The organism is Paenibacillus sp. JT31N11 (assembly GCF_056269285.1).
Map to the genome: position 1 here is coordinate 56,575 of NZ_JBWDNQ010000026.1, position 6,003 is coordinate 62,577.

Below are 6,003 nucleotides of genomic sequence, written 5' to 3' on the forward strand. Positions count from 1 at the left end.
TAGTAACAATTTGTATTGGACAACTGATATTCGCATAACCGACCACCTCGTCCCATAAGATGATAAGAGAGCAGGCAAGACATGCCTCTTGCGTTATCATTGTTGGGGATTGGGGTGGTTTTTTGTATGCGCGGTTTTCGTAACCGATTCGTTGTCTGGATTACATATCGTGGAGCCTTACGCATCGTGGCTGGCATGGCGGTTGTATTGTTGACGGTTCTTTTGCTGACACAGGAAGTGCCTGCGACCCGTACATGGACGTACTGGACCATGCCGCTTTCTGGGAAAATTATTGCCATTGATGCAGGGCACGGCGGTGTTGACGGCGGAGCGGTAAGTAAACAGGGAGCTGTTGAGAAGGATCTTAATCTGGCGATTGCGCTGCAGCTTCGCGATTACTTGCAGCAATCCGGTGCGGTTGTCGTCATGACACGTGAAGGTGATTATGATCTGGCTAATGAAGGAACCCAGAAAATCAGCAAAAGAAAAACAGAGGATCTCCTGAGGCGCGCTCAATTCGTGAAGGACCAGAACGCCTCAATGCTCATCAGTATTCATATGAACAGCATACCTTCACCAAAATGGTCTGGCGCTCAAACCTTCTTTTATCCCAATCATCCTGATAATGCGGTTTTGGCTTCTTTCATCCAGGAGGAGATTAAACGCAATCTGGACAATACCCAACGGGTGGCCGCCAAGGTCAATACGGTTTTCCTATTGAAGGCTACCGAAGAGATTCCCAGTGCTCTGGTCGAGGTTGGATTTCTTTCAAATCCGGGCGAAGCAAGTCGTCTTGCGGATTCCAATTATCAGAAGATGGTTGCAGCCTCCGTGTATCAAGGGATACTTCGGTATTCCTCAGGAGAAAAATGGGGGACAGGAACTCCTAATGGATCGTAACGAGATGGCCAGCTTCTCCGCAAGGAGGAGTTGGCTTTTAAAATACAAGTTATATGCGTCCACCATAATTGGCTTATAATATTTCACCGCAAAAAACGGCACAGGGCATCTCCTCTGGCGATAGCTGGTTCTTCTTGTGATATAATCAATAATGTACATATCGTTATGATTGGTATTGCGTATATATTTGAATATGAGGTGACGATGAACTTATGTTGACTCGTGAGGAAGCCATTTCAGCTGCTGAAGCTGTAGCGGTGCGATATAGCAGCAAGGATGGCAAAGTGAACATCCGTGATGTAATGGTGAAGGAGGGTCAGGTTTCTTTAACCATTCAAGGCGTCGAGTCTGCGGCTCAGCCGGCGTTTGAGGCGGCCCTGCGCGAGGCTATGGCACGTTTGGGAGTAGAAACGGTTCACAGCCGCTTCCGCGCGGCCGCAGCATCGGAGGAGGGCGCTGCAGGCGTGGATGGATCGAAGAATGCATCAGCCGGTGGCTCGGAAGGGAACCGTGCGCCTTTACGCGGCCATTCGGCTGGTCTTGAAGCTCACCCACTGCTGCATGCGGGCAGTGGAGTGCAATTTATCGCGGTTGCCAGCGGCAAGGGCGGTGTAGGCAAGTCTACGGTCACCGTTAATTTAGCCGTTGCGCTTGCTCGCCAAGGGAAGAGAGTCGGAATCGTCGATGCCGATATTTACGGGTTTAGCGTTCCGGATATGATGGGAATTGAGGAAAGACCTGAAGTGATAAACGAAAGGGTCATTCCGATTGAAAAATTCGGTGTTCGTGTCATGTCGATGGGATTTTTTGTTGAGGACAATGCACCGATCGTCTGGCGCGGACCCATGCTCGGCAAAATGCTGCGCAATTTCTTTGCAGAGATCGAGTGGGGCGAGCTGGACTATCTGCTGCTTGATCTGCCCCCGGGCACCGGAGATGTCGCGCTTGATGTTCATCAAATGATTCCGCAAAGCAAAGAAATCATTGTTACTACCCCTCATGCAACAGCCGCCTTTGTAGCTGCACGGGCTGGTGCCATGGCGATTAAAACAGAGCATGAAATTCTTGGCATTGTGGAGAACATGTCTTATTTTGAAAGTAAAAGCGGTGAGAAGGAGTATGTGTTCGGGCGCGGCGGAGGAGCACGTTTGGCGGAATCGCTGAATGCGGAGTTAATGGCTCAAATCCCGCTGGGTGCGCCGGATAATCATCCTTCCGAGAAAGACTTCTCTCCATCTGTCTATAAAGCGGATACGGAGATTGGCCGTTTATATTCGGATATAGCCCAGAAAGTTATTGCTAAATGTGAAGCATAAGAAACAGAAGCCATACCTGGATTGTAAATTAAAACCCGCTTATATGGGAACCGGTTGGAAGAACCGGATCCCGTACGAGCGGGTTTTTATTTTTCATTAAAAGTTAGCCCCCGCCTTGATCGGACATATCGCCGCCTGAGTCCTCTTGATCGCTTTGGCCTTCTTTATCAGAAGGCTTTTGCACCTTCTCGTCCGGTTTAGGTTTAAGTTCTTCTTTGACCGCCTTTTTGAGCAGATCCAGAATCTCCAAGCGGAAAATTGGACTGGACATCGATTCCTGCATAATCGTCATTACCTGAGAACGATATTGAGTGCTCTGCAGTACTTCGAGAATCATTTTATCCATTTCCGGATTTTTTAGAACTTGAATGAGATCTTTCTGATAGGATGGATCCTTCAGCAGATCCTTGTGGATTTGTTTGTTCTGCTTGTTTACAGCATTGGCAAATTCGCCTGCAAACCGGGTATCAAGCATCAACCGCTCAATGACTTTATTATAATCGGGGGAGACTAATGTTTCCTTGACAGCCAATCTGACCTGTTCCTGATCCTGGACAGACAACAGTTTTGACGTAAAGCCCGAGCTTCCGGATCCTGTGGCGATTGCGGATTCCTGAAGTGCTTTTTGGGCATCTTCGGTCTTCAATATGTCAATAACCATTGATTTCATATCTTTATAACTGACCGCCTCGCTTGATCCGCCACCTGAAGGCTCGGATCCGCAGCTCGTTATGATGAGTGTCAATGCAATCATGTAACCAATCAACGCGAAGCGTTTGAGCATGCTAACCCCATCTCCTTTCTGACTAAGAATTCATTGGTTTCTGAAGGCTTCATTGCTGAATTGTCATGTGGTAGTTCATCAATAGTATGCGACAATGTTCAAGGTATTATCATGGACACGACATAGCTTTTTGTTGTGAACGTGGTAAAATAAAGGTTGACATGGTTTTGCATGAACCTTCCGAGGAGTGAACGAAAGAGTGAATTTACGCAAATGGTTTTTCCTGTTCTGGAGCACGATGGCGGTTGGCGGTGTCGTGACCATGATAGTTGGAAGTATTATGCAATGGACTGACCAATCCTTTGGTTTCTTGGGACTTCAGGCAGCAGGATTTAATGCGCTTATGATGCTTCTGGTAGGATTATTATTTGGCGCATTTAGTCAAATGGGCTTTTTTGCTTATTTGACGCTTAATTACATTGCACTAAGCGTTCTTCGCAAAAGTTACCTATGGAATGCACTGCAGGCCTACACAACATTGTTTACGCTGGGCGGACTTGGATACATTTTGTATGGCAATCGCGAACTTTTGAATAATTGGATATTCTGGTCGCTGCCGGTAGCTCTTGGTTTGGCTGCGTGGCTTGTGGCCTACTTTAAAGTGAAACAAACCAATAATCATGCATTTATTCCAACTGTTTTTTTATTGGTCGTGGTAACCATATTGGAATCCTGGCCGACCCTGACTGGGGAAGAAAGCAATCCGAGCGCTATCGTCTTTATGGTGATTCCGATGTTTGTTTGCAATGCATACCAAATTATGTGGCTTCACCGACTTGTGGGCAAACGAACAGCCGACCCCGCAATAAATGCGAAATCGGCTGTATAATCTTTTAGATTTGTTCTTTAAAAACCGGTAGAAGCAGCCATTTGCTGCAGCATGGTCGGTTTATCCTGTACCGTTTTGCCCTGCACTTCGGTTTGAGCGATCAGTTCGGAGACAGTTACGAATTCATACCCCTTCTCACGAAGCTGATCAATAATTGCAGGGAGCGCTTCATGGGTTTGTTTGACCGAATCGCTGGCATGCATCAGAACGATATCTCCCGGATGAGCTTTGCTGACGACGCGGTTTACAATTTTGTCTGTACCGATGTTCATCCAATCCAGTGAATCGGTGTCCCATTGGATGACTTTATAATTCATTTGTTCGGCAATGGACAGCACCCTTTTGTCAAAATCTCCGTTAGGTAAACGAATCAAGGTTGGTGTTTTGCCGGTTACTTGGGTGAGAACCGAATGAGCGGTTTCGATTTGCTTGCGGATTTCATCATCATTAAGTGTACTGTAGTTCTCATGCTTGTTTCCATGACTGCCAATTTCGTATCCCGCGTCAACGATTTTCTTCACGATCTCCGGATGTGATTGACTCCAGGGAGCAGACAAGAAAAATGTAGCATCCGTTACATTTTTCTGTTTCAGTATTTCGAGAATAGGCTCGGTCCGCTTCTCCCCCCAACTGATGTCAAAAGTAAGTGCAATTACTTTCTTATCTGTTGGCACGCTGTAGATAGCGGCTGGCTGCTGTGGAGAAAATACCGTGATGTTGTCCTTTTCCGCATAAATGACGCCGACTGCAAATATGATGCCGATCGCGATGAAAAAATAACGTTTCAACCTTTGGCCGTTTATTACATAAAACATGTTCATTGGATTGGGCGCTCCTTTCTGGATTGAGGCTTGTTCTAGTACAATCTATGCTCGTACCACCAACTTATTCGTCACAGATGCGAAAATAGATGCAAAAAAGGAGTGAGCACTATGTTTGGCTTGCGCGAAATTTTTCGTCATTTGGGTACGATGCGCCATTATTTGATTTTCAGCTGTGTCATCATGTTGGCCGGTATTGTCGTAGGAGCTACCAATTCCGGTTTTGATTCCTTTATCCAGGGACAAATGGCGGGTCTCCAGCAGATGGCGGATACCATTGATAACAGCAGCAACCCCACTCTATGGTTTATGGTGTTTATTTTCTTCAATAATGCCATCAAGTCCATTATTGTGATGTATCTGGGAGCAATTCTGGGTATCGTTCCTTTCATATTCTTGGCCATCAACGGCATGATGATTGGATATATTGCAAGCATTACGGCTTCTCAGGGCGGAGATGCCATGATTACGTTAATGAAAGGCCTTCTCCCACATGGGATTATAGAAATTCCCGCCATCATTATCGCTTGCGCTTATGGCTTCCGATTTGGTGCAATGATGTTCAAAGGGATAGGATCATTGGTAGTCAAACGCCCTGGCTGGGGCAAAGATTTGGAGCAGTTCGTCATGCGGACGCTGCCTGCCATGGTTTTCATTGTAGGTCTGCTGCTTATTGCGGCGGTTATCGAGAGCACCTTTACACTTTGGCTGCTCGGAAAGTAATAAAATTCCCAAAATCTGAGCATAACAATAAAGCGGCGTCTTTCGCGACATGCGTAAGGCGCCGTTTTAAGTAACACCGATATAAGGGGGCTGCTTAACGGTTATGCTCGGAATATTGTTCAACGACAAAGAATGCAAAGAATATGACTATGTCCTGCGCAAAGAACTTGATGAAATGCTGCTCGATTTGAACGATTCCCGGCTGGATGGCGATATTAAGGCAGCGATTGCCAAGCGGTACAAAGTTATTTTCCGCATGTATGCCCGTATTGCCTCTTCAAAAGAACTGTCCCGTTACGCTCTAAATATGCGAACATACCGCTAAAAACGGGCCATTATCCACATGTGCATAATATTTCAAAAAAAATGCTTGCATTGTGGATAGTGCCTATGGTATCTTATAAAAGTCGCCGCTGAGGCAGCCGACATAAGCTTACTAAAGAGGGCCAAGTTACATAGTGCCTAACTGAAGAAGCATTTGTTCTTTGAAAACTGAACAATGAGCGACCTGTCAAACAGGTTTTAAAGAATGAGCTGTTTTAGCTTATCTGTAAGGTATGAGATCTTCGGATCTCTTTTATGGAGAGTTTGATCCTGGCTCAGGACGAACGCTGGCGGCGTGCCTAATAC

At 46.2% G+C, this 6,003-nt stretch carries 7 protein-coding genes; 5 read left to right on the plus strand and 2 right to left on the minus strand.

The window, feature by feature from the left end:
- Positions 1-126 precede the first annotated feature (126 nt).
- Both cwlD and AC0YNV_RS38110 read left to right on the plus strand, forming a co-directional pair.
- Positions 127-900, plus strand: coding sequence for an N-acetylmuramoyl-L-alanine amidase CwlD (gene cwlD / locus AC0YNV_RS38105; RefSeq protein WP_475772686.1), 774 nt, complete (start codon positions 127-129; stop codon positions 898-900).
- Positions 901-1,112: 212 nt separating this feature from the next.
- The gene (locus AC0YNV_RS38110; protein WP_475772687.1) at positions 1,113-2,216 is read left to right on the plus strand and encodes an Mrp/NBP35 family ATP-binding protein; all 1,104 of its coding nucleotides are present in this window, start codon (positions 1,113-1,115) and stop codon (positions 2,214-2,216) included.
- A 103-nt stretch (positions 2,217-2,319) separates the two neighbouring features.
- Here AC0YNV_RS38110 and gerD read toward each other — a convergent pair whose 3' ends face one another.
- A complete protein-coding gene (gene gerD / locus AC0YNV_RS38115) occupies positions 2,320-3,000 on the minus strand; it encodes a spore germination lipoprotein GerD (protein ID WP_475772688.1) in 681 nt (226 codons plus the stop codon).
- A gap of 199 nt (positions 3,001-3,199) precedes the next feature.
- Here gerD and AC0YNV_RS38120 point away from each other — a divergent pair, with 199 nt between their 5' ends.
- Positions 3,200-3,829 (plus strand): KinB-signaling pathway activation protein, encoded by a 630-nt coding sequence (locus AC0YNV_RS38120; protein ID WP_475772689.1) that lies wholly within the window; start codon positions 3,200-3,202, stop codon positions 3,827-3,829.
- 17 nt (positions 3,830-3,846) lie between these two features.
- On the opposite strand, the gene pdaB is transcribed toward AC0YNV_RS38120, so the two are convergent.
- Positions 3,847-4,650 carry a polysaccharide deacetylase family sporulation protein PdaB gene (gene pdaB / locus AC0YNV_RS38125; RefSeq protein WP_210046644.1) on the minus strand — a complete coding sequence of 268 codons (804 nt, stop codon included), beginning with the start codon at positions 4,648-4,650 and terminating at the stop codon, positions 3,847-3,849.
- Between the two features lie 111 nt (positions 4,651-4,761).
- On the opposite strand from pdaB, the gene AC0YNV_RS38130 reads away from it, so the two are divergent.
- Together AC0YNV_RS38130 and AC0YNV_RS38135 are read left to right on the plus strand one after the other, a co-directional pair.
- The gene (locus AC0YNV_RS38130) at positions 4,762-5,373 is read left to right on the plus strand and encodes a stage II sporulation protein M (protein WP_475772690.1); all 612 of its coding nucleotides are present in this window, start codon (positions 4,762-4,764) and stop codon (positions 5,371-5,373) included.
- A gap of 103 nt (positions 5,374-5,476) precedes the next feature.
- Complete coding sequence (locus tag AC0YNV_RS38135) at positions 5,477-5,698, plus strand: hypothetical protein (RefSeq protein WP_210046642.1); 222 nt, start codon at positions 5,477-5,479, stop codon at positions 5,696-5,698.
- Positions 5,699-6,003 lie beyond the last annotated feature (305 nt).

Bases quoted from the DNA above. Each gene is read 5' to 3' on its own strand.
- cwlD (WP_475772686.1), top strand. From the start codon at position 127: ATGCGCGGTTTTCGTAACCGATTCGTTGTCTGGATTACATATCGTGGA.
- AC0YNV_RS38110 (WP_475772687.1), top strand. From the start codon at position 1,113: ATGTTGACTCGTGAGGAAGCCATTTCAGCTGCTGAAGCTGTAGCGGTG.
- gerD (WP_475772688.1), bottom strand. From the start codon at position 3,000: ATGCTCAAACGCTTCGCGTTGATTGGTTACATGATTGCATTGACACTC.
- pdaB (WP_210046644.1), bottom strand. From the start codon at position 4,650: ATGAACATGTTTTATGTAATAAACGGCCAAAGGTTGAAACGTTATTTT.
- AC0YNV_RS38130 (WP_475772690.1), top strand. From the start codon at position 4,762: ATGTTTGGCTTGCGCGAAATTTTTCGTCATTTGGGTACGATGCGCCAT.
- AC0YNV_RS38135 (WP_210046642.1), top strand. From the start codon at position 5,477: ATGCTCGGAATATTGTTCAACGACAAAGAATGCAAAGAATATGACTAT.